Source organism: Streptomyces sp. NPDC107528 (assembly GCF_055639295.1).
In genome coordinates, this window is the sequence record NZ_JBVKAV010000004.1 from 238,864 (window position 1) to 265,680 (window position 26,817).

Genomic DNA, 26,817 nt, shown 5'->3' on the forward strand with positions numbered 1-26,817 from the left:
GAACGGGCGGCCGGGCGCTCGGCGGCTTGCTACGGGTTCAGGACGACCTTTCCGGCGACGGTGCCCGACTCGGCCAGCCGAAGGGCGTCGGCGACGCGGGCCAGCGGCAGTTGCGCGGCGATCTGGGCGCTGACCTCACCGCGCTGGAGTGCGGCGAAGACCTGGGTGAGGTCGGCGCGCAGGCGGGACCGGAACCGGTTCTTGGCCAGGGCCCGGCCGGCCCACACGTTGAAGAAGTACGCCCGGCGGCGGTTGGGCAGCGCGTTCCACAGCCACACCCGGCCCAGCAGCTTGAGGACGGGCATCTGCTTGGAGCCCTCGTCGTCCCGGGTGGAGGCGCTGCCGTACGAGACGAGCGTGCCGCCGGGGGCGAGGAGGCGCCAGGAGTCGACGATGCCGGCGCCGCCGACGTGGTCGAAGACGGCGTCCACCCCGTGCGGGGCGAGTTCGCGGATCCGAGCGGCGACATCGTCGGCGCGGTAGTCGACGGGGGCGACTCCCCTTTCCCGCAGGGCGTCGTGGTGGCGAGCGGACGCCGTGCCGATCACCCGTGCGCCCGCGGCCTGGGCGAGCTGGACCAGGACCGATCCGACCCCGCCGTTGGCACCGTGCACCACCACGGTGTGCCCGGCCCGGACCCGGGCCTTGCGGTGCAGCATCTGCCAGGCGGTGACGCCGTTGACGACGAGGGTCTCCGCCTCCGCCGCGCCGATCCCGTCCGGCACCGGCACCACGTCCGCCGCGTCGACGACCACGTGGCTGGCCCAGCCGCCGACCTTGACCAGGGCGGCGACCCGGGTGCCGGCCAGGTCCGGCTCGACGCCCTGGCCGGTCGTCAGCACCGTGCCCACGAGGTCGTAGCCGGGCACGAAGGGGAAGGCCGGCTGGTCGTAGTAGCGGCCGCGTCGCATCTGCTGCTCGGCGAAGGAGACGCCCGTCGCCTCCATCCGGATCACGACCTGGCCCGGGCCCGCGGCGGGGACGGCTCCGTGCCGGATCCGAAGCCCTTCGGGCTCGACCTTGCCCGGCAGAACGACCTCGACGAGTCCTTCGGTGCCCATGGTGACCTCCACTGCGTTCCCGATCGGTTATGCGCTGTCGTGTTCGTTATAAGTTCTAACCCATCGCGTCGCGGAGAGTCAATAGCTTCAGTGATAACCTCTAACAGAACGCTTCGAGTGGAGCGCAGCGGTACGGAAAGGTGGCAGGTCAGTGGCGGAACAGGGCACGACGACCCCGCGCGAGCGCTACCGCGCCCAGGTGCGAACGGAGATCAAGCAACGCGCATGGGAGCAGGTCGCCACGGCGGGCGCGTCCGCGCTCTCCCTCAACGCGATCGCCAAGCAGATGGGCATGAGCGGACCCGCGCTGTACCGGTACTTCAGCGGCCGTGACGAGCTGATCACCGAGCTCGTGAGAGACGCGTACCGAAGCCTCGCCGACACCTTCCGCGCCGCCTCGGAGGCCGGCGCCGACCTGACCGGGCTGGCGCAGGCCCTGCGAGGCTGGGCCCTTCAGGACCCCCACCGCTACTTCCTCATCTACGGCACACCCGTCCCCGGCTACCACGCGCCCGACGACACCACCGCGACCTCCTCCGAGATCATGGCGACCATCCTGGACGCCTGTGCCGCACTGCCCTCGGCGGCACCCTCGGACGGTCCGGCGGCGCCGTTCGACGCGTACCTGGAAGGCCACCGGGACTGGGCACGCGGCCATCCCGCCCCGCCCGCGGCCCTCCACCGGGCCCTGACTTTCTGGAGCCGGCTGCACGGCGTGCTGTCCCTGGAACTCGCCGGCCAGTTCGCCGGTATGGGATTCGACCCGGCGCAGCTCTTCGCCGCCGAACTGGACGACTTGGCCGGTCCGCCGACGAGTTGAGCTACGAGTCGAGCTGGGCCGCCGGCTCCGCCGACCGGCACGGTTGCGGCCCCGGCTCGACGAGTTGTCCGCGAACTCCCCCGAGATTGTCCGTGATCGGTAACGGACGCATCCCATGACCGCCGCCCCTCGTCCTGCCATGTGGTCACAAGGTGACCGGGCATCGGCGAGGAACTGCGCGAAAGCGGGGCGGACATGGCACGGCACGGCGGCGGACGGGGCTGGTACGGCAAGCTGGTCGGGGCGGCGCTCGGGGTGACCCTGCTCGCCACCGGTGCCTCACTGTGGACCGCGCAGGCCGATGCCGTGGGGGCCCCGTCGCCGAAGGCCACCGTGTCGGCCAAGCCGGGCAGTGACGTCAAGGCCGTCGCGGAGACCATCGTGCACGCCTCCGACAAGGGGGCGCGCGGCGTCAACATCACCATCGACGACGGCCCCGACCCCGTGTGGACCCCTCAAGTGCTCGACGTGCTGCGGGAGTACGGGGTGAAGGCCACGTTCTGCATGGTGGGGACGCAGGCGCAGGCCCACCCCGACCTCGTGAAGAAGGTGGTCGCGGCCGGGCACCTGCTGTGCAACCACTCGGTGTCGCACGACACCACCATGGACAAGCAGTCCGAGGCCTACCAGTCCCAGCAGATCCTCGACGCCGAACGCATGATCACCAAGGCGTCCGGGGGCGTACGGCCGCTGTACTACCGGGCGCCCGGCGGTGCCTTCACTCCCTACAGCCGCAAGCTCGCCGCCTCCCGGGGCATGCGCCCGCTGGGCTGGAACGTGGACAGCAAGGACTTCGAACGGCCGGGCACGGACGCCATGGTCGCCACCGTCGAGCAGGAGCTGCCCAACGGGCCGACGGTCCTCTTCCACGACGCGGGCGGCGACCGCTCCCAGACCGTCGAGGCCCTGCGCCGGATCCTCCCCTGGCTCAAGGAGCAGGGCTACTCCTGCGGGTTTCCGGTGCGTTGAGCGGCCTCGGTCGCGGTGCCCCTCACCATGATCTCGCCGGCGCGAACACGGGTTCGCTTCGCCCCTCGCGGAGGATGTGACTTTCATCGCGGCAGTGGAGTCCCGGCCCGTTCGCCGGTGTGCCGTCCGCCGGCGCCGGCAACAGGGACAAATCTCCCGTCGTCGGAGGTCACAGGGCTGCGGGCGGCAGTCCAGGGCCGGAAGGCGGCAGCCCGCGCGGAGCAATATCTGTCCCCGTGGAATGAGAAATAGGAGCGGGGCACGGCGAATATTCCCCGGCCGCCGACCGAACGAAATTATCGACCGTGCAGGGCCGATCGCACCGTGCTACTGTCGAGCGGAGTTGCAGGTGTGGTTGCCAGAAGGTTTATTTCCGACGGGGTAATCATCACGGCGACACGGAATTCGCACAGTGCAAATTCCTGACACCGCCTCGAAGGGAAATAAAATGGCTACTGGCACCGTGAAGTGGTTCAACGCGGAAAAGGGCTTCGGCTTCATCGAGCAGGACGGCGGCGGCCCCGACGTCTTCGCCCACTACTCGAACATTGCCGCCCAGGGCTTCCGCGAGCTGCAGGAAGGCCAGAAGGTGTCCTTCGACATCGCGCAGGGCCAGAAGGGCCCGACGGCCGAGAACATCGTCAACGCCTGACATCGGCACTGACGCATACTTCGCAGCTGGGGCCCGCACCTCTGGGGTGCGGGCCCCGGCTCGCTGCATTTCAGGGCGCACGACGGGAAGGTTCCACCACGTCACCGGACGGTGACGCATTCCCCGTCGGTTCAAGTCAGCCCGTATCGACTTCGGCTCGTCTCGAGATTCTCTGCGCCGCTCAACTGCTGCGGGAATTCCTTGATACGCGCCTCATCAAGGAAGGTTTCGCATGAAGCGTGCCCGCACATCCCGTACATCCGAGCGGACATCCGAGCGGACATCCCGCACATCCCGCACATCCGACCGCGTCGGAGGAGGCGCCGGCCGCTCCGGTGGTCCGCGCCGTTCCCGGGGCAATGGAACTCGGCAGGCCGGACGGCCCGTATCGGGCGAGTTCGCGCCGCCGAAGACGATCACGCCGGGACTGCCCGCCGTCGACTCGTTCGCCGATCTCGCCATGCCGGCGCAGCTGCTGGCCACGCTCGGCCGCGAAGGCGTGACCGTGCCGTTCCCGATCCAGGCGGCGACCCTGCCGAACTCCCTGGCCGGCCGGGACGTACTCGGCCGTGGCCGCACCGGCTCCGGCAAGACCCTCGCCTTCGGCCTCGCCGTACTGGCCCGTACCGCGGGTCAGCGCGCCGAGCCGCGGCAGCCGCTCGCCCTCGTCCTCGTCCCCACCCGCGAGCTCGCCCAGCAGGTCACCGACGCTCTCACCCCGTACGCCCGCTCCGTGAACCTGCGGCTGGCCACGATCGTGGGCGGCATGTCCATCGGCAGGCAGGTGAGCGCGCTGCGCGCCGGGGCCGAGATGGTCGTCGCGACGCCGGGCCGGCTCAAGGACCTCATCGACCGGGGCGACTGCCGGCTGGACGCCGTCGACATCACGGTCCTCGACGAGGCCGACCAGATGGCCGACATGGGCTTCATGCCCCAGGTCACCGCCCTGCTCGACCAGGTGCGTCCCGGCGGGCAGCGGATGCTCTTCTCGGCCACCCTGGACCGCAACGTCGACCTCCTGGTCCGCCGCTACCTGTCGGACCCGGTCGTCCACTCCGTCGACCCGTCGGCGGGCGCGGTCACCACGATGGAGCACCACATCCTCCATGTGCACGACGCCGACAAGCACCGCACGACCACCGAGATCGCGGCGCGCGACGGTCGAGTGATCATGTTCCTCGACACCAAGCACGCGGTGGACCGGCTGACCAAGCACCTGCTGAGCAGCGGTGTCCGCGCCGCGGCCCTGCACGGTGGCAAGTCCCAGCCGCAGCGCACGCGGACCCTGGCCCAGTTCAAGACCGGGCATGTGACGGTACTGGTGGCGACCAACGTCGCGGCGCGCGGAATCCACGTCGACAACCTCGACCTGGTCGTCAATGTGGATCCGCCCAGTGACCACAAGGACTACCTGCACCGCGGCGGTCGTACGGCACGCGCCGGCGAGTCCGGCAGCGTCGTCACCCTGGTGACGCCCGACCAGCGTCGCGACATGAACCGGCTGATGGCTCTGGCGGGCATCACCCCCCGGGTGGCCCAGGTACGGTCCGGGGAGGCGGAGCTGAGCCGCATCACCGGTGCCCAGGCGCCCTCCGGCATCCCGGTCGTCGTCACCGCGCCGACCGTGGAACGTCCCCGTAACGCCTCGTCCCCGTCCAAGGGCCGACGGGGCCGCCGGGGCAACGGCGGCCAGGGCCGGCCCCTCGGCGAAGCCGCGCAGCGCAGGGCGCAGCGGCGGACCGGCTTCGGCTCGGCTGCCTAGAGTCGCCGGAAAACCGCCACTCAAGACCCGGTGAGGGCCCTGCCGACGCGCTTCGGCAGGGCCCTCACCGTCGTACGGCCGCGTCGCGGATGGTGTTGAATGCCCTCCGGCGCCGTGGTGCCGTACGGCATCAGGGCCCCTCGACGCGTTGCACAACGAGGTGACATGGCAGCAGATATTCCGCTCAGCGATCGTTTGGACGACGACGACTACCCCGCGTACACCATGGGCCGGGCCGCCGAAATGCTCGGCACCACCCCTGGCTTCCTCCGGGTCATCGGCGAGGCTCGCCTGATCACCCCCCTGCGCTCGGAGGGCGGACACCGCCGGTACTCCCGCTACCAACTGCGGATCGCCGCCCGCGCCCGCGAGCTCGTCGACAGGGGAATTCCGATCGAGGCTGCTTGCCGCATCGTCATCCTTGAGGACCAGCTCGAGGAAGCTCAGCGCATCAACGCCGCGTACCGGCGTGCCGCGAACGAAGCGTCCGACAGTTCCGGTCCCGGTTCGGGCTGACCGCGTTCGAGCCGATCACGTGGGCGCGGGCGCGCCTCAGGCCGCCTGTTCCCCGCCGTCCGCCGCGGTGATCCCCCTCGCGGCCTCGTCCATGAGCCGTCCGGCAGTCGCCTGCCCGGTGTCGGGCGACACCACCAGCAGATCCCACCGGCCGTGGCCCGGCGCGAGCAGGCAGACGGTGGGCGGGGCTTGCGGATGATTCGTCAGGTGCAGGCGTACGACCTGGTTGGCGACGAGCATCCGTCCCGGGAACGGCGACCAGCCGACGCCGTTCACGGTGACGCTGCCGATCTGTCCCCAGGCAGGCGGCAGTCCGCCCAGCAGTCCGGGAAGTTCGGACATCAGGTCGTAGGAGCGGGGCCACCAGGCTCCGTCGATGAGCCGGGGCATCCGGCCGTGCGCCGACTGGGACGCGAGGCTCAGCCGGACGTCCGAGGAGGAAGCGGGCGGGGGCTGCGGGGCGAAGGGCATGCGAACTCCAGGGCGAGAACGAACGGTTCGGGCGGGCGGGGTGAGTCGGTCGGCACCCCGCTCCCGCCGAAGCGGGACACGAGGGGCGGGAGCCGTCAGACGGTCTCGTCCGGGTGGGACTGGTCGGCCGGTGGTCTGCTGGTGTCGAGCCAGGAACGGAGCGGGCCCCCGGTGTGCGAGGTGTCGAGCGTGAGGTGCAGTCGCGTTCCCGTCCCTGAGGGGCCCTCGGGATAACTGCGCTGTTCGGCTCCGGCGAACAGCAGCCGAAGCGCGTCCGCGACCTGCCTGGCCGCTTCGGGGTCCTCGGCGACGATGCGGACCTCCACCCTGCTCCGCGCGCTCAGCCGGCTCGGCTCGTCCACGGTCTCCGGGCGGCGGGGGCGGTGCGTGGCTTCGAGTGTCGTACGGGGTGCCATGGCGAAACCCTGCCCCGGGCCCGAGTGGCCCGTGTCGTACTGCGGGCCGGGGACGAGACCGGTCTGAGCACCGGCATGCGACAAACCCTCGGCTCCTCAACCGTACTCCTGACGACCGGCCTCCGGGGTCGAAGGGCCTCGTGGGACGGGGAGGGGCCGTACGACGCCACGGCCGACATCAGGTACTCGGCGTCCACCGCGGCCGGCTCCGGGGGCACGACCAGCAGGTCCCGCCGGCCCTGGTCCGGGGCGGGCAGGCACACCGTGTACCGGCGCCGCCGGACGGACTCCCTGCGCAGCCGTACGACGTGATGGCCGACGAGTATCCGCCCGGCGCATCCGCCCACATCTGCGCGTTCACGGTGACGCCGACGTTCTTCCCCCACTTCTCCGGCAAAGCGCCGATCAGCGGGGGGAGTTCCGTCAGCAGCTGCGGGAGCGGGGCCACCACGCACCGTCGACCCGCAGCGCCACCGCACCGCGCGGCGCCGGCCGCAGGTGTTGCTGTGTCACGGCCATGCCACGGGGGTGTCCTGAAGGGCAGACGGGCGTGACCTGCGGGCCGGGGCGCTCCTCCTAGTCGGTACAGAGCGGGAAACCGGCGGTGAACGCCGCCGGCTCCCCACTATCCCCGCCTCGGAAGGAACCTCCCGTGATGAACCGCCACCTGCGCAACGCCGTCGTCGCCGCCACCGCGATCACCGCCGGGCTGCTGATGACGGCGTGCCAGAACGGCTCCGACGTGGACTCGGCCGGCAAGAGCGGGACGGGCGCGACGGCGGTCGCGGACAAGGCGCCGGACTCCAAGGGATCCAAGGGCACCCAGGGCACCGAGGCCACCCAGGACTCCAGGAACTCCAAGGGCGTCAGCGGCTCGTTCACGGACGGCGAGGTCACCTATCTCGCACCGGGCAAGTACATCGTGTCCGTACCGGGCAAGGGCGACCAGCAGTTCCTGGTCGCCGACGACACCGAGGTCTACGGCGCCGGAACGATCTGCGGCGAGGCAGCGGCCAAGGTGGACGCGCCGTGCACGCTGGACCAGTTGGAGGCGGCAGCCAAGAAGGACGCCGTGAACGCCGACGTGACGATGAAGAACGGCATCGCGACGCTGGTGACCGAGCGGCACGGCAAGGGCGTCGACGGAACCTGGTTCGGCAACGTCTCCTACCTCGCACCGGGCAAGTACACGGTCTCCGACATGAAGGGCGTGGAGCAGCAGTTCTTCATCGCCGAGGACACCGAGATCCGGGGCTACGACGACATCTGCGATGCCGTGAACACGGGTGCGGGCGGCGAGGGCGGCACCGAGTGCACCGAGGCCGAACTGGAGGCGGCCGCCAAGAAGGGCTTCAGCGCCGAGGTCGTGATCAGCAACGGCATCGCGACCAGCATCCGCGACGACCACTGAGTAAGTCGCGCCTCACAGTGAACGCACAGCGCATCGTTCCGCCTCTTGCACGACGACACCCCCACAACTGCTCACTCAACTGAGAGGAAAGCGCCGTGCGTTCACGCTCACGCATCCGCATACGCCCGTATCCCGCCGGCTCTCTCGTCCTGGCTCTCGCCGCCGCGGGATCCGTGCTGGCGGGGCCGGCCCACTCGGCCCCCGTCGCCGGACCGTCCGCGGGCGCCGATCTGCGCGCGGACGTGAACCGCGACGGGCGCGTCGATGTCACCGGCGGTACCGACACATACCGCGAGGACCGCTGGTCGGTCGAGCGCGGGGCCGTATACCTGCCCAACATCGACGACGACACCAAACGGTGCCCCGTCTCCGGCCCGGGCGGCAGACCGCTGTCCGACGCCGAGCTGGCCGCGTGCAACGACGGAACGGACAAGAAGGTCAACGGCAGCGCGGACGCCGCCGACCTCGCCCGGGTCCGTTCCGTGCCCGTGGCCGGCCTCCCGGCGGGCGCCAAGGGCAGCCTGAAGATCACCACGGGCGGCAAGCACACGCACCTCTTCCTCAAGCGGGCCGGCGCCTGGGTCCTGGTGACGTCCGAGACCCGGCTGACCGCCGCCGAACTGCGTTCCGGTGCGGAGTTCGGCGTCGAGGCCACCGACATCGTCCGGGACAGCGCCAAGTGGGACGGGCGGGTGGTGATCCGGCTGACGGTGACGTCCGGGCAGACGTCCACCACCGACGCGGTCACCCTGCGCGTGGCGCCGCTGCTGACCCAGCATCACCTGCAGAACACCCAGCAGGTGATGGTGTCCAAGGTGCAGGGCGACGGCCCGGACAGCCGCCTTCAGCGGGAGTTCGTCACCGCGCTCGAGAAGGAGGTCAAGAAGGCCGGGATCACCACGCCGCTGGTCACCTTCGAGAAGTACGCCGACCGCTGGGCCCAGGACTTCGTCGAACCGGCCTACGTCAGCATGACCGGGCCGAACGGCAAGCGGCAGGTGATGCGGGTGATGCTGCGCTCCGCCCAGCCGTACCGGGACGCCGGGCGGGAGCTGTTCGAGAAGGTGCGCGGCCGGGACATCAGCGTCGTGGAGGTGACCGACCCGGTGGAACCCGTCGACTGGTCGCTCGACTCCATGGGCAACCTGGAGACCATCCCGCCCTACAGCCACGGCGGGCGCTCCTTCCCGGCCGGCCGCATCATCATGGGCGAGCGCAAGGACAGCGGGGCGCGCCCGTCGAAGGTGATGCGCACCATGCTCAAGTCGCAGGGGATGCAGGACCCGTTGCTGCTGGACACCTCCTGGCTGGGCGTCGGGCATGTCGACGAGTTCGTGCAGTTCCTGCCCGCCGACACCCCGCGCGGCTGGCGCATCGGCGTCGCCGACCCGCAGGCGGGGCTGCGGCTGCTGCGCGACGCCAAGCGCGACGGCCACGGCACGACGAAGATGTTCTCCGTCCCGGGCCGCGCCGACACCCCGGCGCCGAAGGAGACCATCGACCAGGCGCTCGCCTCCCCGCACCTGGTGGCCGACAACGAGATGGCGGCCCGGCGCATCGCGGCCAACCTGGAGATCCTCAAGCGCGAGACGGGCGTCACCGACGCCGAGATCGTGCGCGTACCGGCCCTGTACACCCGTGATTCGGAGGCCTTGACCGCCGAGGGCGAGGAGGTTCCCGTGCCGCGTCTGACGCGCATGGGCGCCGGCTCCGACCTCGTGAACGGCCTCAAGGACAACGGCCAGCAGAAGTGGCTCGCCGAGAACCCGGCCGCCCCGCGTGCGGCGGCTCCGACGACGGTGACGACCAGCGCGTACGTTCCCGGAGCGGTCAACGGCGTGCTCCTGGGCCGCGACCGCTACCTCGCCCCGCGCCAGTGGGGACCCGTCGTCAACGGCAAGGACCTCTTCACGGAAGCGGTGACCGCCGTGTACCGGAAGGCCGGCCTGCAGGTGTCGTACATCGACGACTGGTACACCTACCACCTCGGCATGGGCGAGGTGCACTGCGGCACCAACACCCTGCGCGACGCGTCGGCCGCGTGGTGGCGGCTCCCGACGCGGTGACGGTCAGCGGATGGCCGTCATCCGACCCCAGCCGAAAACCGGCCCGGCCGTCACGTACGGCTGGGCCGGTTCGGGCGCGGCTGGCGCCCCTCCCCCGGCACCGACACAGCAGCCGAGGGATCGGCCGTCGGGGTCGAGGTCGGGGTCGCTCCCGTACTCACCGCGATGCGTTCGCCCAGGCCGACCCGGGCGTAGAACGACTTGGCGTCCTCGGGGCCGAGGGCGATCAGGCCGCCGCCGACGCGGAAGCCGGTCAGGGCCTTGAGCTGTGAGGTGAAGGCGCCGACGTAGAGCGGCTGGTCCTTGTCGTCGCGCAGCTCGACCACGTACGGGACGTCCACCACGGCACGGTCCTTGGAAGGGATGTCGACCGGCAGGTCTCGCTGCTCCTGCTTCGTGACCACCGTCATCGAGGTCGTCGGGAGCACCGGGGCGTCGTGTGCCGACTCCCACAGGACCGACATCAGCCGGCCGCCGAACGTGAGCGTGCGCCCGGGCAGGTCGAGGGTGCCGGAGACGGGCTCCGGGCCGGTCGGGGTCGGTGCGGAGGGCAAGGAGGGATCGGCCGGGGTCGCGGCCGGGGTGCGGAGCCGGTCCGGGTCGTGCGGGGTTCCGCCGAGGTGGAGCGTGACAGCGACGGCCAGTGCGGTGAGGCCTGCCGTTCCCGCACCCAGAGTCGCCGCGACACGGCGGCGGCGTCTGCGGCGCAGCGCCCGGCCGCGGATCTCGGCGCCGGCTGCGACCGGCTGGGTCGCCTCGGCGGCAGCCAACTCGCGCAGTGCGGCAGAGAGTTCATCGGACACGTCCGCTCTCCTTCCGGACCGGCTCGTCGGCCCCGTCCTCCGCAAGGCGCTCCGCCAGCGCGGCCCGCCCCCGCGCCAGCCTCGCCTTGACCGTCCCCACGGGCGCGCCGGTCTCGGAGGCTACCTGCTGCACGGTCAGATCACACAAATGGTGCAGGACGATCGCCATCCGCTGTGCCTCGGGCAGTTCGCGCAGGGCGGCGACGAGCGCGGTGTGCTCGGGCCCGGGCCCGGGCGTGGAGTCGGGCGGCGGAGTGCGCCGCACCAGTTCCAGCCAGCGCTTCGCCCGCCGCCAGCGGCTCACCGCCAGCCGCATGGCCACGGTGCGGATCCACGCCTCGGGCGCACTGTCCGCCAGAAACTGCTTGCGCCTGTCCCAGGCCCGTACGAACGCTTCCTGTACGACGTCCTGGGCCTCGCCGTGGTCCCCGGTGAAGGCGTAGAGCTGTCCGGTCAGCCGAGGGAACGCGGCCGCGTAGAAGGCGTCGAACTCGTCCTCGGTCATGCCCGCCACCCCCCACTCCCCACTTCCCATGCCCCACCGGGATCCGTGCTCTTTTCTGATTCCTTGCAACCCGGTCGCCTCGCCCGTGCGTACAGGTCCCGTAGGTCCCGCTGGATCGCGTAGGTCGCATCCAGTGAAGCGCAACCCATCAGGAAGACGGTGCACGGGGGTTTCAGGCTCCCCTTTTCCTGAACGGTGTTGGGCACCTGCGCATCCGGCCACGAGCCACGACCCAGTCCCCGAGCCGAAGGACCCCCCACGTGCCACCCACCCACGCCGTACTCCCCGCCGGCCCCGACTTCGCCGCCTACGCCCGGACGCACTGGTCCCGGCTGGTCGCGACCGCGCGGCTGCTCACCGACGACGCCGGTGCGGCTGAGGAGTTGGCGCGGAGAACGCTGGTGCGGATGTGCGCGCGGTGGCGCGGAGTCCCGCGTGACGACGTGGACTTCCATGTGCGGCGCTGTCTGGTGCGGAGCCATCTGCGCCCGCTGCGCGGGAGGCGGGCCGCGCGCCGGCGGACGGTTCTGGTGCTGCGGATCTGGGAGGGGCTGGCGGACGCGGAGATCGCCCAGGTGCTGGGCTGCTCCGTGAGTGCGGTCCGTGCGCATGCCCGGCACGGGTTGAAGGAGGCCGGCGACGAACCCGTGCGGCTGCGCGAGAAGTACGCCCGTGCCGTCGAGGACCTCGTCCCGTCCGAGGTGCCGTTGGCCGGCCTCCAGACACAGGGCCGTCTCCGGCGGCGACGCCGGCTCGCTGTGACCTCGACGGCCTGCGTGGCGCTGCTCACGCCGGTGACGGTCGCCCTCCTCAGCGCCGACCGAATCGGGGGCGGTGCGCGGGACGGAGCGTCCGGGGCCCGGGGCGAGCGTTCGGCGACGAGCCCGGTCCGGGTCGTGGCGCCGGGCGAGCGGGTGACCGTGGGGCCGGGGGTGCGGGTGTGGCTCACGGCCGACGGTGGGCACTGGTCGGTGCCCGACGCCCTCCCGCAGGACGACAACCACCTCGCCGTCGACGGACCGGGCGGCGCGGCGGCCGTGTCCGCGCGGGCGGACACCGTGCAGGGCGGCTTCTTCCTCTCGGGCCTCTTCCGCGGCCTGCGCGGCGAGCCGGGCCGCGTCGAGGTGAGAACCGGCGACGGCACGACCACCGCGAAGGTCCTCGTCCTGGCGGGCAGTCCGGGCTGGGGCGTCTGGTACGCGCCCGCGCCGCTGCCCGGTGAGGACATGAAGACGCTTCTCTCCCTGGGCGGGGACGGGCGGATCGTCACCGTGTACGACGCCTCGGGCAAGGTCGCCGTACGGTCCGACCGCGAATGGTGGCGGATATGAACACGGCACGGTGGCTGAAGATGAGCAGGAAGAAGGTCGGGAAGTCGGGCAGGCCCTCGACGCCCCGGCACCGCGAACGCGTGCCCCTGCGCGTCCGGTTCCGCCGCACCCGGGGCCGGCGGCTTCGCCGGCTGCTCTACGCCTTCCTCGCGCTGGTCGCGACGCTGTGCGCGACGGCCGTCGTGGCGTACCACTTGACGGCCATTCCCAAGCCGCACCCGGAGACCGTCACCCAGAGCACCGTGTTCCTCGACGCGGACGGGGCGTATCTGGGCCGGCGTGGACCGGTCGACCGGCAGGACGTCCCGTTGTCGGCGGTCCCCCGGCACGTGCAGGACGCGGTGATCGCGGCGGAGAACCGCTCCTTCCGTACGGACAAGGGCATTTCGCCGCGGGCCATCGCACGGGCCGCGCTGGCCACGGTGACGGGCGGCGAACCGCAGGGCGGCTCCACCATCACCCAGCAGTACGTGAAGAACGCGCTGCTGAGCCCGGAGCGTTCGCTGACCCGCAAGGCGCGCGAGGCGCTCATCGCGATCAAGCTGGACCGCACCCGCGGCAAGGACGAGATCCTCGAGGGCTATCTCAACACCGTGTACTTCGGCCGGGGCGCCGCCGGGATCCAGTCCGCGTCACGCAACTACTTCGGCGTGGACGCGAAGAACCTGACGGTCGCGCAGGGAGCCGCGCTCGCTTCCATCGTCAACATCCCCTCGTACTACGAGAAGGCGGGCTCCGACCCGAAGGTGACCGCGAAGCTCCGCAACCGCTGGGAGTGGGTGCTCGACGCGATGGCGGCGAGCCGGAGCATCACGGCGGAGCAGCGCGCGGCGGCGCGTTTCCCGGCGTTCCGGTTCTATCCGCCGGGCGAGACCGAGGGGCAGCGGCAGTATCTGATCGACGTCGCCGCCAAGGAGGCCGCCGCCCGCCTCGGCATCACCGAGGACCAGCTCGCGAGCGGCGGCTACAACGTGACGACCACGTTCGACCTGGCCCTCCAGGACACCGCCACACAGCGGGTCGCGGAGCATCCCGGCGGCAAGGACGGGGTGCGGGTGCACACCGCGGTCGTCGGGATGGTGCCGGGCGACGGAGCGGTACGGCTGCTGTACGGGGGGTCGGACTACGCGCGCCAGCCCTTCAACGACGCCGTGAGCGGGGCGGTGGAGGCGGGAACCGCCCTGGACCCGTTCACCATGCCGGCGCGGGCGGACGAGCCGCTGCGCGCCCTGCTCAGGACACCGGCGCCGACCCCGCTGAACCTGGCGTCGGCCTATGCGACGGTAGCGGCGGGCGGTGAGTACGCCGCCCCGTACACCGTCGCGCGCATCACCCGGGCGGGCCGTACGGTCTACAAGGCGCGGCCTGATGTGCGGCAGGTGCTGGGCGAGAAGGAAGCGATGGTGGCGAGCGCGATGACCGAGGGCGGGCCGATCCCCGTGGGCGTCCGCCCGGCGCAGACCCAGGGGTTCACCACCGAGGGGGCGGGCGGCGGAACCGCCCGCCGGACCGTGTGGACCACCGGCTACGACAGCCGCCTCACCCTGACAGTCGCCCTGTTCGCCGACCGGGCCGGCACCAAGAAGGGCACGACGACCCCCGCCCGGCTGCCGAACGAACCGCCCCCGACCGACTTCGCGGAGAGCGTGGCGACGGCGATCTGGAGTGCCGCCACGAAGGGGGACCCGTCGGGCGCCGATGACGAGCAAGCGGCCCGGCGGCCCTCATCGGTCCCTTCGTCGACGCCTACCTCGGCACCTGCATCAGGGTGAGCGGCCGACGGCACCCGGGTGCTGCGATGTCCGGACGGAGGGTGGTGCGCCGTCGGCGCCGCATCACCAGTTGATGGCGTCGTCCATCTCCTGCTGCCAGTACGTGACCTTGAGCGAGTCGTCGACGTGAACACCCTTCGCGGGCAGCGACGGGTGGGCGCCCTTGCCGACGCTCTCGCTGCCGGAGCGGCCCTGGAAGTAGACGGACAGGGTCTTCACGGTGTGGCCGTTGGTGCCGCTGCCGTCGGCTGCCGAGAGATTCACGGAGGCGTAGCCGGACTCGCCCGGCTGGAGCGTGACGACGGCCTGGGGCTGCGAGTCCTCGATGACCGGGGGCACGGACTGGGCCTCGCCGAAGCGGACGGCCGGGTAGCCGTAGAGGTAGCAGCTCTTGCTGCCGGTGTTGGTCACCGTGAGCAGCATGTGGTTCAGGGGGCGGTTCAGCGGGGCGGCGACCGTCTTGGTGTTGGAGCCCTCACAGGTGACCGGCTTGGCGGAGGAGGCCGCGGGCGTCTTCGACGTGGGGGTGTGGGCCGCGGTGCCCGAACCGTTGGTGGAGGTCTCGGCGCCCGAGGAGCCCGCGGAGTTCGAGGACTTCGAGGACTTCGAGGAGGAGCCGGAGCCGGCGTTCGAGGAACCGGTGCCGGAGTCCGGGTTCGTGTTCTCGGAGGGCTGCACCGTCGTCGAGGCACCCTCCTCCTTGACGCCCGTCCCGTCGCTGCAGGCGCCCAGGGAGAGCGTGGCGAGGACTGCGGTCGCGGCGGCGCCGGCGAGGCGGATGCGGGAGGTGCGGAGGTTCGACATGTGGCTGTGCCCTTCGTGTTCCGGTGGGTGGTGACTGGATGACCGAAGCTTGTGCGGTGATCCGTCCCAGCGGCCACGGATGCCGGGCAGTTGGGGACGCCGGAACGCTGGAACGCCCCCTGAGCAGGGAGAACGCGGTCGTCCTGGAACGCTTTTCCGGGACGCGAAGCCTCTCGCAACGACCCTGTTTGCGCGGTTCGTTGCGAGAGTTCGGGGTCGTGGACCGGGTCAGCCGGCCTGTGACGGGGTCTGCTTCATCCCGTCGACGACGGCACGGTTGATGATCGCGCTCGTGTACATCACCGTGCCGGGCTCGATCAGAGCGTCCTCGCCGGTGCCCTTCCGTACCTGGACGCTGCGGTCGCCGAGGAAGACATGGGTCTTCCTGTCGAAGATCCACTCCTCGCGCCGGCCGCTGGTCTCGTCGAGCCGGGCCACCGCCACGCCGTGCCGGCCCACCGCGTCCACGGCATCGTTCACGACGACGACGCCCGGGATCTTCTCGGCGGCCTTGAAGAGCGCCGAGTAGAGCTCCGCCGGCGGGTAGCTCTCCCCGAGCAGGTCCCCGATCGTCGTGAACGCCTGCTGGTCGGGCGAGTTGCCCATCCCCTCCGTCTCCTTGTAGATCTTGGCCAGCAGTGCGTCGGGGTCGGTGGTGAGCTCGGCGAGGTAGTCGTACGACGGAGCGTTCAGGTACGCCTCGCGCTCGTTGCCCTGTTCGTCGGGGAGGCTGAGGGTCTCGCCCTCGGGGCTGTCGTTGACCGCGGGGTCGATCAGCCAGCCCTTGGTGCCGTCGGCGGACATCCACACCTGCCGGCGGTGCAGCTGGTGGCTGGCCAGGCTGGTCTTGTCGCCGACGGTCCTGACGAAGGTGTCGGCCGTCTTGGACTCGACGTAGACGTACTGGCCGGGCTTGACGGTCGGGTGGGTCGCGTCGGCCGCCGCCAGCGAGATCTGGTCGAGCAGTTGCGGGACGCCTTCGGTGGTCGCGGCGCCGAGCTGCGTGGTCAGGGCCGGTCCCGTCGCGAGGGCGCCGTCCTGGAGTCCGTCACGACCGCCCGTGGCTCCGCCACCGCCGGACACCGCGAACCCGGCTACGACGATGCCGGCCACGGCGGCCGCCATGGCGGGCAGCGCGATCGCGGGACGCGGCAGCCGGAACCGCCGTACCTTCGCAGGGGCTTCGGGGGCCCCCGGGGTTGCCGTCGCCGTGCGCTCTTCCTGCTGCATGTCATGGATCCGGGCCATCAGGCGCTCCCTGTGGAACTCGTGACGGCCCACCGGCAGGTCACGCGCCGTCCGGGACAGGAGCTCTGCGCTCTCGTCCCGCTCTGCCGGGTTCTGCCGGGACGTGTTCGCGTTCATCGGTTTCCTTCCTGTGCGGGCCGTATCGCGTTTGTGTGATCGCCTCTTATCTGTCGGCCGAGCCGGCCGCCTTCCCGATTCCCGCGAACTTTCCCGCCCTGGCCTTCGGTTGCCGACGGGACGGCTGCGGCGCGCAGCTTCCTGCGGGCGCGGGAGAGCCGGGAGGCCACGGTTCCGACCGGGATCCCGAGCGCCTCGGCCGCGGCCTCGTAGTCCAGGCCCTCCCCCAGGCAGAGCGTGATGACCTCGCGCTCCGGTCTGCGCAGCGCGGCGAGCGCGGTGAGGGCCGTCGCGAGGCGCCGTCGGTCGTCGACCCGGTCGGCCACCTCGTCGGCGTGGTCGGCCACCGACAGCTCGGCCGCCGCGGCCGCGGTGGCCGCCGCCCGGTAGCGCCGGTTGCTCCGGTACTGGTTGCGCGCGGTGTTGGTGGCGATGCCCAGCAGCCAGGGCCGCAGGGAGCCGCCCTCCGGCTCGACCCTGTCGCGCAGCCGCCATGCCTCCAGGAAGGTCGCGGCCATCACGTCCTCGGCCACCGACCAGTCGGCCGTCAGCCGGAAGGCATGGTTGTAGACCGCGCGGGAGTAGCTGTCGAAGAGCTCAGCGAACGCGCTAGCCTCCCCGGCCCGTACCCGGGTACGCATATGAGTGCTCACCTCAATGAGCTGTCCGGCACCCCACACCGACTTCCCGTGACCTGCGTCACGCTCGCCCTGCATGCGCCGGCGAACGAAGACGCCGCATGCTCTCACCCCGGCCGGTCGGACCGGAGGCCTGGCCGGTCGGCCGCCGAACGCAGGGCCGCGTCGGGGTCGGCCAGCTGTCGGCGAGGAACGGCGCGCGGTTGGGCACGGCCAAGCCGGTGCGGCGGATGCCGGAGTCGACGACGAAGAGCGGGACGAGGCGTTCCGCGTCCTTCAGCGCGGCCACCAGGACCGGGTTGTCGTGAACCCGCGGGTCCGCGGTGAACAGGACGACCGCTACGCTCACGGTTCCTCGGGCTCCCTCAGTGTGTACGGGCCGGCTCGTCGGCGGCCGACTCGGCCGCTGCGGCGATGTTGCGGATCATGCCGCCGAAGACCGCGGCATGGAACGGTGCAACGCCCCACCAGTACGCATGCCCGGCGAGGCCGTGCGGATGGAACAGTGCCCGCTGCCGGTACACCGTGCGCCCCTGCGGGTCCCGGTCGACGGTCATCTCCAGCCAGGCCAGGCCCGGCAGCCGCATCTCCGCCCGCAGCCTCAGCAGCCGGCCCGGCTGGATCTCCTCCACCCGCCAGAAGTCCAGGCTGTCGCCCACCCGCAGTCGGCTCGCGTCCCTGCGGCCCCTGCGCAGGCCCACTCCGCCGGCCAGCGTGTCCAGCCACCCGCGCAGGGACCAGGCCACCGGCGAGGAGTACCAGCCGTTCTCGCCGCCGATCGCCTCGACCACCCGCCACAGCGCCTGCGGCGACGCCGCGACGGTGCGTTCACGGTCGTCGGCGTAGAGGCTGCCGCCCGCCCAGTCGGGGTCGGTCGGCAGCGGATCGCTGGGGGCGCGGGGCGTCGCGGCCGAGGACCACCGGGTGGCGACGTCCGCGTCCTGCACCCGGCGCAGCGCCAACCGGATCGCGCGGTCGAGGCCGACGGGCCCGTCCGGGGGGTCCGGCACGTAACCGACGATGTCCCGTTCGGCGCACACCACCTCGTGCTTCAGCGACTCGACCAGCGGGCGGGCGAGTCCGCCCGGCACCGGGGTGATCAGACCGACCCAGAGGCTGGACAGCCGGGGGGTGAGCAGCGGCACGGGGACGATGACGCGCCTGCGCAGTCCGGCGACGGCGGCGTAGCGCCGCATCATCTCCTCGTAGGTGAGGATGTCCGGTCCGCCGATGTCGAAGGTGCGGTTCACGTCGTACGGCAACTGCGCGCATCCCACGAGCAGGCGGAGCACGTCGCGCACGGCGATCGGCTGGATGCGGGTGCGCACCCAGCTCGGGGTCACCATCGCGGGCAGCCGCTCGGTCAGGTACCGCAGCATCTCGAACGACGCCGAGCCGGACCCGATGATCACGGCCGCCCGCAGCACGGCGGTCGGTACGCCCGAGGCCAGGAGGATGCGGCCCACTTCGGCGCGGGAGCGCAGATGAGGCGAGAGCGCGTGCTCGGGTACGCCGGCCGGGGTGAGCCCGCCGAGGTAGACGATCCGCCGGACCCCGGCGGCAAGTGCCTGCTCGCCGAAGACCCGCGCCGCCCGCCGGTCGGTTGCCTCGAAGCCCCGCCCCGTGCCCAGCGCGTGCACCAGGTAGTAGGCGACGTCGATCCCCTCCATCGCCGCCCGCACGGACTCCTCGTCCGTCACGTCCCCCCGCACGGCCTCCACCTGCCCCGCCCACGGATGGTCCCGCAGCTTGCCGGGCGTACGGGCCAGACACCGCACGGCATGCCCGGCGGCCAGCAGTTCGGGCACCAGCCGGCCGCCCAGGTAACCGGTGGCACCGGTGACCAGACAGCGCAGGGCCCGGTCCGCGGGAACCGTCATGGGTCTCATCTCTCCCGGAACAGTTTCCTCACCTCAGCCCATGCTTGGATCCGGGGACGGGCCCCGCAACCTCGGCGGGCACTTTGAGGAGCTCGATCAGACTGGTCACGCTGTCCCATCGGGCCGAGGCCGATGACCGTGACCGCCCGCACCGCTGCTTCCTGCGCTGCCTGTGCTTTCTGCGCTTCCTGCCTGCCCATGACGCTCTACGCCTCCCGCTCCGGCTCGCGCAGCACCTCGGTCAGGGCCGAGATGCTGTGGTCGCCGTGGCCCGCCTCGACCGCGCGCCGCAGCAGGTCGTGCAGGGGAGCGAGCCAGGCGGTGTCGACGTTCGTCTCGCTGGTCAGGTCGGCATCGTGGGCCGTCCCAGCGAGGAAGAGATTCACCGACGACGCCGCGTCGGTGTAGTCGCCGCTGTCGATCTCCCTCGCGTAGACCGGCAGCAGGGACTTGATCATGTCCAGCCAGTTACCGGCGAACCCCACCATGCTGCTCACCTCCAGTCCCCGCGCCTGGAGGGCGGCAGCCCCCTGGAAGAACCCGACGAGCGCGGGCAGCAGCGTGGCTCCCACGGCCATCTCGGGACAGGGCGGCCAGGTCGGCCTCGTCCCCGAGGTGGACGGTGTCGCCGCCCAGCACCTTCAGCGTCTCCTCGTACGCGTCGAAGACCGCCTTGTCGCCGCCGTAGTACAGCAGCGTGCCCGGTGCGCCGACCGCCGCCGGTACGTTCTTGACCGCCCCGCCCAGAAACCGGGCACCGCGGCCGGTCGCCCAGGCGGCCATGGTGCGGGCACCGGCGGGCGAGCCGCTGTTCAAGGTGACCAGGGCACGCCCGGACAAGGCCGCGCCGGCCGGCTCCAGGACGGAGCGCGTGTCCTCGAAGGTGGTCAGGCACGTGACGACCAGCGGGCTCGCCGCGACCGCGGCCCCGACCGTCCCGGCGTGGACGGCTCCCTCGGCCACGAGCGGCGCGGCCTTGCCCGGCGTGCGGTTCCACACGGTTGTCGGGTGCCCGGCGTCGATGAATGCCCTGGCCAGCGCCCGGCCCATCGACCCCAGTCCGATGACGGTCACGGGTTGTGCGTGCGTCCCCAGCCATGCTGCTTCCAGCCCCCAGTCAGTTGTCGAGCATCCACGGGAAGCCCGGTCGGACGCTGAACGCGCTCACGCGGACCCTGCGGTCCCGGCGCGACGCACGCGGCCGGGGCAGAGGTCCTGCCGAGACCCTGGGACATAACGCGACATATCCGGCATCGAACCGCACAACAAGCCGGGCATTCCATCGACACGTGACCTGACCCGGGTGGCGGGGAAAGTCTGTCCCCGCGGGACCACATCTCCACGCCTGTCGGCGATAGGGTTGTGACACGAGGCAGAGGGTGCTGAACCGTTCGGAGCACGGGTGCCGTGCACGCCGGAACCCTCGCCGCGTCCCCGAAACGAAGGTGCCATGCCCGCTGAGAACGCCCCTGTCACAGGGAATCTCGACGACGACGACTATCCCGCCTACACCATGGGGCGGGCCGCCGACGTTCTCGGCACCACTCCCGCCTTCCTGAGGGCCATCGGCGAGGCCGAGTTGATCACTCCGCTGCGTTCGGGAGGTGGTCACCGCCGGTACTCGCGACGCCAGCTGCGCATCGCCGCCCGCGCCCGTGAGCTCGTCGACCAGGGCACTCCCATCGAGGCGGCCTGCCGGATCATCTCCCTCGAGGACCGGCTGGAGAACGCCCTCCGCCTGAACCGGGACATGCGCCGGAAGCTGGACGAGCGCGGCTCGAATACCTAGTCCGGCCGGTGCAGAAATGCGGGCTGCCGTGGGATGAGAATCAATACTCGGTGCCGAAAACACACGGGTACTTACGCCCGAGCTGTGTTAGCGTGATACCAGTTGCAGTTTTGGTTGCCAGAGATTTGTTTCTTTGCAGAGCTTTCCGGATCTTTCCGGAGGGGTGATCATCGCGGCGACTCGGACCCGTAAAGTGCGGAGTCCGGCACTGCCCCCCAAGGGAGATTCAATATGGCATCTGGCACCGTGAAGTGGTTCAACGCGGAAAAGGGCTTCGGCTTCATCGAGCAGGACGGCGGCGGCGCTGACGTGTTCGCCCACTACTCGAACATCGCCACCAGCGGCTTCCGCGAGCTTCAGGAAGGCCAGAAGGTTACCTTCGACGTCACGCAGGGCCAGAAGGGCCCGCAGGCCGAGAACATCGTTCCTGCCTGACGCTGACGCGTTCTAAGTGGCTGGGGCCCGCGCTCTTGGGGTGCGGGCCCCAGCTCTTTGCATTTCCTGACGTACCCGGATTGTCAGCAGCCTCGGATTCACCGCCGAGAGGTCCGGATTTTCGAATTCCTTCGGCTCATTCTCGTGCCGTGGAGGCATCCATGCGTTGCGTCATCGCCCGTTTCCCCTTCGACCTGATCAAGAGCGAGGTCGAACAGTCGATGAGCGGCATCACCCCCGAACCGGTCAGCGGCGTGGCCGTGACCATCGGCCGCCGCGTCTACCCCGTGATGCAGGTCGGGGAAGTGATCACCAGGCAGAACCGCCGCGACTTCACCGCGGGCGAGATGCGCCGGGCGCTGACCAGACTGGGCTTCGTCTGCCACGACACGCCGCCGCCGGTCCCGCCGACCCGGGACGCGCGAGCTGACGAAGGTGCGCTCGGCTGGTGACGCCTCGCCTCCTGCCATGCCCCGACGCACCTCGTCGGGCTAGGCTCCGGAGGCATGACGCACCCTGACGACCTGCTCGTCGAGATCGCCGCGATGGTGGAGTCGCGGCACAGCAGCCAGATGTCCCTGACCGTGGTGGTTCCGGGAGCCGTCATCACGGGCCGGCTCGCGCCGGAATCCCTGTGGAAGGAGCGGGTGGCCGAAGTCCTGCGGGACTCCGAGCACCTGGGGCAGTTCGCCCCCGCGTTCACCCGGCGCCAAGCAGACCACGGGGACGACCACCAGGACAGCGACGGCCGCGGACCGGACCACGGTGACCGCCCCACGCACCTCCACTTCCACGTCGCCCGGATCCTCCAGGGCAGTTTCGGCATTCCCGACACGGGTGGCATGTACCGGGTCGCCCTGGAGGACGTGAGCGCCTGGACCATCGGCGACATCGGCTACTCGGACCAGTGAGGGCCGGACGCCCCACGCGGTCCTGACCTGCCGCCCCGACCGGCTGCCCGGTCCGACTACTCGGTTCCCGCGGCGTCGGCGCCCGTCACCTCGGTCACCTTCCACCGCTGGTTGGCACCGGAGTTCGCCAGCCACACGCCGACCCCGGCCCCGTCGTTCGTGGACTGCCCGGAGACCTCCGCGAGCCGGCCGGTGGCGGCGTTGACCAGGGTCCAGGTGCCGTCGCCGGTCGTCGACATGATCCACTGGGCGGCGCTGTCCCGGCGCCCCTCGTCCGGCTCGGCCACCAGGGCCCCGTCGCGGACGGCCAGGCGCTTGCCCTCGCTCGTCTCGGTGAAGGCGTACCGCTTGCGGTTGTCGGAGCCGCTGATCTGCTCCACCCGCCACTGCCGGCCACTGGGGTCGGCCGCGTCGGCGCTCTTGATGACCAGCCCGGTGCCGTTGTCGGCGATGGTGAGGTCCTTGCCGCTCTGGACGCCGGTCAGCCGGTAGGTGTGGCCCTTCTTCAGTTCGGCCGCGTCCTTCGCGACGCCGGACACGCCCTTGACGAGGAACGACGTCACCGACTGGGCGGGCACCGTGACCGTGGCCCGCTCGCCGCTGACCCGGACCGCCTTCTGCCGCTCCAGCTTGCCGTCGGCGCTCGTCACCACCGGGGTGACGGTGGCCCGGGACGAGATCCGCCCGAACTTCGACAGGTCGAGGGTGACTTCGCGGGCTTCGGCGGTGCTGTTGACGTGGACGACGGTGGCCGCGTCGCCCTTGCGGGAGACGGCCGCGGTGCTGGACGTGTCGTTCGTCTTGACCAGCCGGTCGCCGGGCTTGATGTAGTGCGTGAAGTTCCGGGCCGTGTCGAACTTGGTGTTCGTGTAGATCGGGCAGGTCTCGAGCGTGTCCTTCGACGTGCAGCTGAACGACAGCTGGATCTCGCCCCAGTTGCCGCCCTTCGCGGACTCGCCGCCCGGCTTCATGTTGTCGTAGTCCTCGACGGGCTGCCAGAACACCCAGGCGCGGGGCTCCAGTTCGCGCAGGTCGTCGACGATGCGCTGGGCGAGGCCGAGGCCGGGCCGCATGTCCGTGAAGCTCTGGCCGTCGCCCCAGTCGCCCTCGACCTCGCTCATCCACAGCGGCTTGTCCGCGGCTTTGGCCAGGTCGCGGACAGTGGTGCGCTGGCCGGTGCCGTAGGTGTGGACGTTCATCTGGCCGACGAGGTCGCGCACTTCCTGGGGGTAGGAGTTCCAGTTCGTGGCGAAGGTGCCGGGGTTGGTCTCGTCCATCGCGGAGATCTCCGCGTGGGTGCGGGACTTGGCGAGGGTCGGGCCCAGCGCGCTGATCACCTTCTGCTGGAGTTCGGGACCGATGTGGGCGCCTTCCTGACGGCCGCCGACGGGCTCGCCGTCCGGTCCGAGCTCGGTGCCCCAGTAGTTCGTGTTCGGCTCGTTGAACGGGTCCAGGGTGTCGACCTTGATGCCGTGCGCCTTCTCCAGGCGTTCGGTGGCGCCCACCAGGTACCTGGCGAAGTCGTCGACGGACTCCGTCTTGAGCTGGTCCTTGCCCGCGTCGAAGTTGCCGGAGACGTAGCCGCTCTCGGTCATGAACCAGGGCGGCGAGTTGCTGAAGGTCTCCCAGTGGGTGATGTCCTTCTTGATGCGGTCGATCCACCAGCGCTGCGTCTTGTCGGCCTTGGTGTTCCAGTCGGCCGGGTCGTCGGCGTCCCACCAGTCGACGTCCTCGCGGGTGGTGCCCGCCGGCGCCTTCCACCAGCCCTGGACCGCGCCGCCGGCCCGCAGGTAGTCCTTGACGTCTGGGGCGTTGCCGCCGCCGATGTTGTAGCGGGCGATGTTCAGCGCGAGGCCGTCGTCGCCGAAGAGGAGCTTCGCGAGCCGCTCGCGTATCGCGGGCGGGTAGTCGCCGGTCGCGTTGGCGAACCAGACCAGGCTGGTGCCCCAGCCCTCGAACTTCTCCTGCTTGTAGGAGGGGTCGGGCACGACGGTGACCGGAGCGGCGGCCGTCGTCGTCTCCGCGTGCGCGGCCGGCAGGGTGGTGGCGGCCAGCACGGTTCCGGTCGCGAGGGCCGTGATGCCGACCCCCAGGAGCCTTCTCTTACTGGTGCGGTGTGCCATGTCGAGTACTCCAGCGAGGTTCGGTTCGGCGCGTTTCGGTATGTTCTCGTGTAGTTTCTGCTCGGAATGTTTACGTAAACATGCGTTGGCGGGATGTCTACACTGTCCGAATCTCAGGGGTCAAGGAGTCGTCGGGGACCGAAAGTTGCGTAGTCCGGCGACCTAGGGGACAAGGTGGGCACGATGGGCACAGCGGACGGTGACGGCACACCGGCGGGGACGCGAAAGCGTGCCGCCCGCCCTCGTCAGGGCGCCTCCATGGCCGACGTCGCGCGCCTCGCCGGGGTCTCCTCCCAGACGGTCTCCCGCGTCTCCAACGGCTTCCCGGGCGTGAACGAGGAGACCCGGCAGCAGGTCCTGGCCGCGATGCGGAAGCTGGGCTACCGGCCCAACAGCGCGGCACGGGCCCTCAGGCGCGGCGAGTTCCGCACCCTCGGCGTAATCACCTTCTCCCTCTCCACCATGGGGAACATCCGCACCCTGGAGGCGATCGCGACCTCCGCCGCCCAGCACGGTTACGCCGTCACGCTGCTGCCGGTCGCCGTCCCCACCCAGGACGAGGTGAACGGCGCCTTCTCCCGCCTCGGCGAACTCGCCGTGGACGCGGTCATCGTCATCATGGAGATCCATCTGCTGGACGCCGCGACGGTCTCCCTGCCGCCCGGCGTCCAGGTCGTGGTCGCCGACTCGGACGCCGGCGACCGCTACACCGTCGTCGACACCGACCAGGCGGGCGGCGCCCGCGACGCCGTACGGCATCTGCTGGACCTCGGCCATGACACGGTGTGGCACCTCGCCGGGCCGGAGGACTCCTTCGCCGCGCAGCGCCGTGCCAACGCATGGCGGGGCGCCCTCACGGCGGCGGGCGTGGCCCCGCCGCCCCTGGTGCGCGGCGACTGGTCCGCGGAGTCCGGTTACCGGGCCGGTCTGCGGCTCGCCGAACAGGCGGACTGCACGGCCGTGTTCGCGGCCAACGACCAGATGGCGCTGGGTCTGCTGCGCGCCCTGCACGAACGCGGCCGGAAGGTCCCCGACGACGTCAGCGTCATCGGCTTCGACGACATCCCCGAGTCCGCGTCCTTCCTTCCCCCGCTCACCACCATCCACCAGGACTTCGCCGAGGTGGGCCGCCTCTGCGTCGAAGGTGTCCTGAGCAAGATGCGGCACGGCGGCGCGGACCACGGGACGACGCTCGTCCCGACCCGGCTCGTCGGGCGCCGGAGCACGGCACCGCCGCCGAAGGGCATTGTTCGGGGCTGAGTGCGGGGTGACCGAACAATCCGTGCCCGCGTTGGACTGGTCCCACGGCGCCGGGATCCGGCCCGTGCAGACGGGTTCAGCGCACGGAGAGAGGTCGTTCGATGGTCAAGAGGGGGAGCGTCGCCGTGATGGCCGCCGCCGGGCTGGTACTGGCTCTCGGCGGGTGCGGGGGCGGGACGGACGAGGGCGGGAAGGGCGACGCGTCGGGGACCTCGGGCAAGGGGTCGGCCGAGCCGACGCCGGCAAAGTCGCCGTCCGGGCAGCTGGTCAAGTGGGTCGGCGGCATGTGCGAGTCGACGGCCGCGCTCAAGGGCCTGCGGTCGGACAGCGCCGCCGACCTGAAGGAGATCCGGGATTCGGACGCCCAGGCCGACCTGGTCGCCAGAGCCCGCGCCGTCGGCTACCTCGCCGGCACGCCCTCGGCGGTGGAGGACGTGGAGAGCGGTCTGGCGGACCTCGGCCCGTCCGGCGTCCCCGCGGCCGACCGGCTGCGCGACGCCTGGCTGAAGAAGGTGCGCGGCGTCGTGGCCGAACTCGAAGGGGTGTCCCCGAACCCGGCCGACGGCGACGCCGAGGGCAGTGCCGCGGACGTCGACAAGCTGGTCCAGTCCCTCACCTCGCCCCGGCCGGACCTGCCCGCGCTCGCCAAGCAGGACGCGCGGCTCGCCGCCGCGTACGAGCGGGCGGAGCAGTGCGCCCCGGGCTGGAAGCCCGACGGCCAGGGCGAGGACACCGCCTCGCCGGCGCCCGACCCCGACGGCCCGCTCCCCGAGGCGGCCGACGGCGAGAACTACGGCGCCTGCTCGGACGGCGCGTGCGAGGTCCTGGTGACCTCCACGGCGAACATCACGGCGAACGACGTCCATGTGCACGTGTCCCTGGGCGACGACTACGTGACCTTCCAGACGGCGGGCACCCTGATGCAGCTCGGCGGCGCGGGCGGCGAGGCCGGCTTCGGCGACCGGCTGAAGGCGACCGTGGTCGCGCACAACAAGGACGGCGCGGTACTGAGGTTCACGACCCCCTGAGCCACCCCTCGGATGGCCCTCGAAAGCCG

Annotated in this window: 27 protein-coding genes and 1 pseudogene; 16 read left to right on the forward strand and 12 right to left on the reverse strand. The window is 71.2% G+C overall.

Features of this window, described 5'->3' with window-relative positions:
• Positions 1-29 precede the first annotated feature (29 nt).
• Positions 30-1,061: a medium chain dehydrogenase/reductase family protein gene (locus ACZ7L5_RS14720; RefSeq protein ID WP_471516934.1), complete on the reverse strand. Its 1,032-nt coding sequence runs from the start codon at positions 1,059-1,061 to the stop codon at positions 30-32.
• Between the two features lie 151 nt (positions 1,062-1,212).
• Between ACZ7L5_RS14720 and ACZ7L5_RS14725 the strand changes: the two genes are divergently transcribed.
• From ACZ7L5_RS14725 to ACZ7L5_RS14745, 5 genes are all read left to right on the forward strand, one after another.
• Entirely contained in the window at positions 1,213-1,881 is a 669-nt protein-coding gene (locus ACZ7L5_RS14725; protein WP_471516935.1) for a TetR/AcrR family transcriptional regulator, read from the forward strand.
• A 195-nt stretch (positions 1,882-2,076) separates the two neighbouring features.
• On the forward strand, positions 2,077-2,850 hold the full coding sequence (locus tag ACZ7L5_RS14730; protein ID WP_471516936.1) for a polysaccharide deacetylase family protein: 774 nt from the start codon (positions 2,077-2,079) through the stop codon (positions 2,848-2,850).
• Positions 2,851-3,298: 448 nt separating this feature from the next.
• A complete protein-coding gene (locus ACZ7L5_RS14735) occupies positions 3,299-3,502 on the forward strand; it encodes a cold-shock protein (protein ID WP_079661011.1) in 204 nt (67 codons plus the stop codon).
• Between the two features lie 232 nt (positions 3,503-3,734).
• Positions 3,735-5,264 carry a DEAD/DEAH box helicase gene (locus ACZ7L5_RS14740; RefSeq protein WP_365055908.1) on the forward strand — a complete coding sequence of 510 codons (1,530 nt, stop codon included), beginning with the start codon at positions 3,735-3,737 and terminating at the stop codon, positions 5,262-5,264.
• A gap of 165 nt (positions 5,265-5,429) precedes the next feature.
• Entirely contained in the window at positions 5,430-5,780 is a 351-nt protein-coding gene (locus tag ACZ7L5_RS14745; protein ID WP_471516937.1) for a helix-turn-helix domain-containing protein, read from the forward strand.
• A 36-nt stretch (positions 5,781-5,816) separates the two neighbouring features.
• Here the strand turns inward: ACZ7L5_RS14745 and ACZ7L5_RS14750 are convergent, their stop codons facing one another.
• Complete coding sequence (locus ACZ7L5_RS14750; protein ID WP_471516938.1) at positions 5,817-6,251, reverse strand: DUF5994 family protein; 435 nt, start codon at positions 6,249-6,251, stop codon at positions 5,817-5,819.
• Positions 6,252-6,346: 95 nt separating this feature from the next.
• Positions 6,347-6,667 (reverse strand): hypothetical protein, encoded by a 321-nt coding sequence (locus tag ACZ7L5_RS14755; protein ID WP_471516939.1) that lies wholly within the window; start codon positions 6,665-6,667, stop codon positions 6,347-6,349.
• A gap of 24 nt (positions 6,668-6,691) precedes the next feature.
• On the opposite strand from ACZ7L5_RS14755, the gene ACZ7L5_RS14760 reads away from it, so the two are divergent.
• The 3 genes from ACZ7L5_RS14760 to ACZ7L5_RS14770 all read left to right on the forward strand — a co-directional run bounded on the left by ACZ7L5_RS14760 (position 6,692) and on the right by ACZ7L5_RS14770 (position 10,144).
• Positions 6,692-6,979 carry a hypothetical protein gene (locus ACZ7L5_RS14760; RefSeq protein WP_471516940.1) on the forward strand — a complete coding sequence of 96 codons (288 nt, stop codon included), beginning with the start codon at positions 6,692-6,694 and terminating at the stop codon, positions 6,977-6,979.
• A gap of 343 nt (positions 6,980-7,322) precedes the next feature.
• Entirely contained in the window at positions 7,323-8,078 is a 756-nt protein-coding gene (locus ACZ7L5_RS14765; protein ID WP_471517344.1) for a hypothetical protein, read from the forward strand.
• A 95-nt stretch (positions 8,079-8,173) separates the two neighbouring features.
• Positions 8,174-10,144, forward strand: a complete 1,971-nt coding sequence (locus ACZ7L5_RS14770) for a protein-arginine deiminase domain-containing protein (RefSeq protein WP_471516941.1) — start codon at positions 8,174-8,176, stop codon at positions 10,142-10,144.
• Between the two features lie 50 nt (positions 10,145-10,194).
• Here the strand turns inward: ACZ7L5_RS14770 and ACZ7L5_RS14775 are convergent, their stop codons facing one another.
• Together ACZ7L5_RS14775 and ACZ7L5_RS14780 are read right to left on the reverse strand one after the other, a co-directional pair.
• Positions 10,195-10,947 (reverse strand): hypothetical protein, encoded by a 753-nt coding sequence (locus ACZ7L5_RS14775; protein ID WP_471516942.1) that lies wholly within the window; start codon positions 10,945-10,947, stop codon positions 10,195-10,197.
• Positions 10,937-11,452: a SigE family RNA polymerase sigma factor gene (locus ACZ7L5_RS14780; RefSeq protein ID WP_362386229.1), complete on the reverse strand. Its 516-nt coding sequence runs from the start codon at positions 11,450-11,452 to the stop codon at positions 10,937-10,939. The genes ACZ7L5_RS14775 and ACZ7L5_RS14780 overlap by 11 nt, the downstream gene beginning before the upstream one ends.
• Positions 11,453-11,712: 260 nt before the next feature.
• Between ACZ7L5_RS14780 and ACZ7L5_RS14785 the strand changes: the two genes are divergently transcribed.
• A complete protein-coding gene (locus ACZ7L5_RS14785; protein WP_471516943.1) occupies positions 11,713-12,783 on the forward strand; it encodes a sigma factor-like helix-turn-helix DNA-binding protein in 1,071 nt (356 codons plus the stop codon).
• 20 nt (positions 12,784-12,803) lie between these two features.
• Positions 12,804-14,555, forward strand: coding sequence for a transglycosylase domain-containing protein (locus ACZ7L5_RS14790; protein ID WP_471517346.1), 1,752 nt, complete (start codon positions 12,804-12,806; stop codon positions 14,553-14,555).
• 63 nt (positions 14,556-14,618) lie between these two features.
• Here ACZ7L5_RS14790 and ACZ7L5_RS14795 read toward each other — a convergent pair whose 3' ends face one another.
• The 6 genes and pseudogenes from ACZ7L5_RS14795 to ACZ7L5_RS14820 all read right to left on the reverse strand — a co-directional run bounded on the left by ACZ7L5_RS14795 (position 14,619) and on the right by ACZ7L5_RS14820 (position 20,292).
• Positions 14,619-15,359, reverse strand: coding sequence for a DUF4232 domain-containing protein (locus ACZ7L5_RS14795; RefSeq protein WP_471516944.1), 741 nt, complete (start codon positions 15,357-15,359; stop codon positions 14,619-14,621).
• 228 nt (positions 15,360-15,587) lie between these two features.
• Positions 15,588-16,724, reverse strand: coding sequence for a CU044_5270 family protein (locus ACZ7L5_RS14800; RefSeq protein WP_471516945.1), 1,137 nt, complete (start codon positions 16,722-16,724; stop codon positions 15,588-15,590).
• Complete coding sequence (locus tag ACZ7L5_RS14805; protein ID WP_471516946.1) at positions 16,721-17,365, reverse strand: RNA polymerase sigma factor; 645 nt, start codon at positions 17,363-17,365, stop codon at positions 16,721-16,723. Before ACZ7L5_RS14805 ends, ACZ7L5_RS14800 begins: the two co-directional genes overlap by 4 nt.
• A 58-nt stretch (positions 17,366-17,423) precedes the next feature.
• The gene (locus ACZ7L5_RS14810) at positions 17,424-17,711 is read right to left on the reverse strand and encodes a deoxyribodipyrimidine photo-lyase (RefSeq protein WP_471516947.1); all 288 of its coding nucleotides are present in this window, start codon (positions 17,709-17,711) and stop codon (positions 17,424-17,426) included.
• 16 nt (positions 17,712-17,727) lie between these two features.
• Positions 17,728-19,242, reverse strand: coding sequence for an SDR family oxidoreductase (locus ACZ7L5_RS14815; RefSeq protein WP_471516948.1), 1,515 nt, complete (start codon positions 19,240-19,242; stop codon positions 17,728-17,730).
• 206 nt (positions 19,243-19,448) lie between these two features.
• A pseudogene (locus ACZ7L5_RS14820) lies at positions 19,449-20,292 on the reverse strand (NAD(P)-dependent oxidoreductase).
• A gap of 400 nt (positions 20,293-20,692) precedes the next feature.
• Between ACZ7L5_RS14820 and ACZ7L5_RS14825 the strand changes: the two are divergent.
• From ACZ7L5_RS14825 to ACZ7L5_RS14840, 4 genes are all read left to right on the forward strand, one after another.
• Positions 20,693-21,031, forward strand: coding sequence for a helix-turn-helix domain-containing protein (locus ACZ7L5_RS14825; RefSeq protein WP_471516949.1), 339 nt, complete (start codon positions 20,693-20,695; stop codon positions 21,029-21,031).
• Positions 21,032-21,262: 231 nt separating this feature from the next.
• On the forward strand, positions 21,263-21,466 hold the full coding sequence (locus ACZ7L5_RS14830; RefSeq protein WP_007383480.1) for a cold-shock protein: 204 nt from the start codon (positions 21,263-21,265) through the stop codon (positions 21,464-21,466).
• A 161-nt stretch (positions 21,467-21,627) separates the two neighbouring features.
• Positions 21,628-21,918: an SCO5918 family protein gene (locus tag ACZ7L5_RS14835; protein ID WP_362386216.1), complete on the forward strand. Its 291-nt coding sequence runs from the start codon at positions 21,628-21,630 to the stop codon at positions 21,916-21,918.
• Positions 21,919-21,972: 54 nt separating this feature from the next.
• Positions 21,973-22,377 carry a hypothetical protein gene (locus ACZ7L5_RS14840; protein ID WP_471516950.1) on the forward strand — a complete coding sequence of 135 codons (405 nt, stop codon included), beginning with the start codon at positions 21,973-21,975 and terminating at the stop codon, positions 22,375-22,377.
• 56 nt (positions 22,378-22,433) lie between these two features.
• Here ACZ7L5_RS14840 and ACZ7L5_RS14845 read toward each other — a convergent pair whose 3' ends face one another.
• The gene (locus tag ACZ7L5_RS14845) at positions 22,434-24,500 is read right to left on the reverse strand and encodes a glycoside hydrolase (RefSeq protein WP_471516951.1); all 2,067 of its coding nucleotides are present in this window, start codon (positions 24,498-24,500) and stop codon (positions 22,434-22,436) included.
• A gap of 258 nt (positions 24,501-24,758) precedes the next feature.
• Here ACZ7L5_RS14845 and ACZ7L5_RS14850 point away from each other — a divergent pair, with 258 nt between their 5' ends.
• Together ACZ7L5_RS14850 and ACZ7L5_RS14855 are read left to right on the forward strand one after the other, a co-directional pair.
• Positions 24,759-25,760, forward strand: a complete 1,002-nt coding sequence (locus tag ACZ7L5_RS14850; protein ID WP_471517348.1) for a LacI family DNA-binding transcriptional regulator — start codon at positions 24,759-24,761, stop codon at positions 25,758-25,760.
• 101 nt (positions 25,761-25,861) lie between these two features.
• On the forward strand, positions 25,862-26,788 hold the full coding sequence (locus tag ACZ7L5_RS14855) for a hypothetical protein (RefSeq protein ID WP_471516952.1): 927 nt from the start codon (positions 25,862-25,864) through the stop codon (positions 26,786-26,788).
• The last annotated feature ends 29 nt before the right edge of the window (positions 26,789-26,817 follow it).